The following is an 804-nucleotide window of genomic DNA, read 5'->3' on the forward strand; positions in this document are numbered from 1 at the left end:
CCCCCCCCCCCCCCCCCCCCCCCCCCCGCGGCGGTGACCGGTCCGCCTACGGCGGGGGCTGATCGCCCGGCGGCGGGGGCGCAGGCGGGCCCGGGTGGGCGGACCGCGAACGGGTGGCAGTGCGCGGCGGTGACCGCCGATTCGGTCGCCATCCGGGTGTGCGCGAGCGCGCGGACCCCCGACCGGGTGGCGAGGCCGATCCTGGTGGCGAACGCGATCGGGTCACCGACCGCCTTGAGGACCTCCAGCCCGTCGGAGTGGATGGCGACCCCCGCCGAGTCGGGGCCACGTTCGGCGACGCCGCGCAGCATGCCCGCGATCATGGCTCCGAGCTGGTCCCGGTAGGTGTCATCCTTCAGGTGCAGGCCCGCGATGCCACACATGCCGACGCTTCTCCTCTCGCCCGCGGACGTTGCGACCCCGCCGGCCGCCCGAACGTCAGCACCTCAGAACGCCGTGAGGTAATGCTCGATCTCCCAGGTACTCACCCGGCTGTGCCAGTCCAGGAACTCCGCCCGCCGCCGCGCGGCGTAGTACGCCGGGACGCCGGCGCCGCCCGCGGCCGCGAGCGCCCCCGTGATCACCGGATCGGCCGCGAACGCCTCCACGGCGTGCAGCAGCGTCGGTGGCAGTTCGACGGCGACGGCGGCGGCGCGGCCGCGGTCGTCGCGCCCACGGTGGACGACCCCGAGTCCGCGCTCGCGCTCGTGGTCCGCACCCTGGACCGCGTCGTGCAGGTGACGACGCCGGCGCGCCCCCGGCCGTCCGACGGCCCGGCCCGCTAGCGCCGCCGCACGTCAGTCT

2 protein-coding genes and 1 pseudogene are annotated in these 804 nt (G+C 76.9%); 1 reads left to right on the forward strand and 2 read right to left on the reverse strand.

Annotated features, from left to right (window positions below; all coding sequences use genetic code 11):
• Positions 1–383, reverse strand: a pseudogene (locus tag ND748_RS33100) (glutamine amidotransferase); the annotation flags it as partial.
• A gap of 63 nt (positions 384–446) precedes the next feature.
• Entirely contained in the window at positions 447–608 is a 162-nt protein-coding gene (locus tag ND748_RS33105) for a hypothetical protein (protein ID WP_251750169.1), read from the reverse strand.
• Positions 609–611: 3 nt separating this feature from the next.
• On the opposite strand from ND748_RS33105, the gene ND748_RS33110 reads away from it, so the two are divergent.
• Entirely contained in the window at positions 612–785 is a 174-nt protein-coding gene (locus ND748_RS33110) for a hypothetical protein (protein ID WP_251750170.1), read from the forward strand.
• Positions 786–804 lie beyond the last annotated feature (19 nt).

Origin of the sequence: Frankia sp. AiPs1, from assembly GCF_023716945.1 — a bacterium.
In the GTDB taxonomy this organism is placed as follows: domain Bacteria; phylum Actinomycetota; class Actinomycetes; order Frankiales; family Frankiaceae; genus Frankia.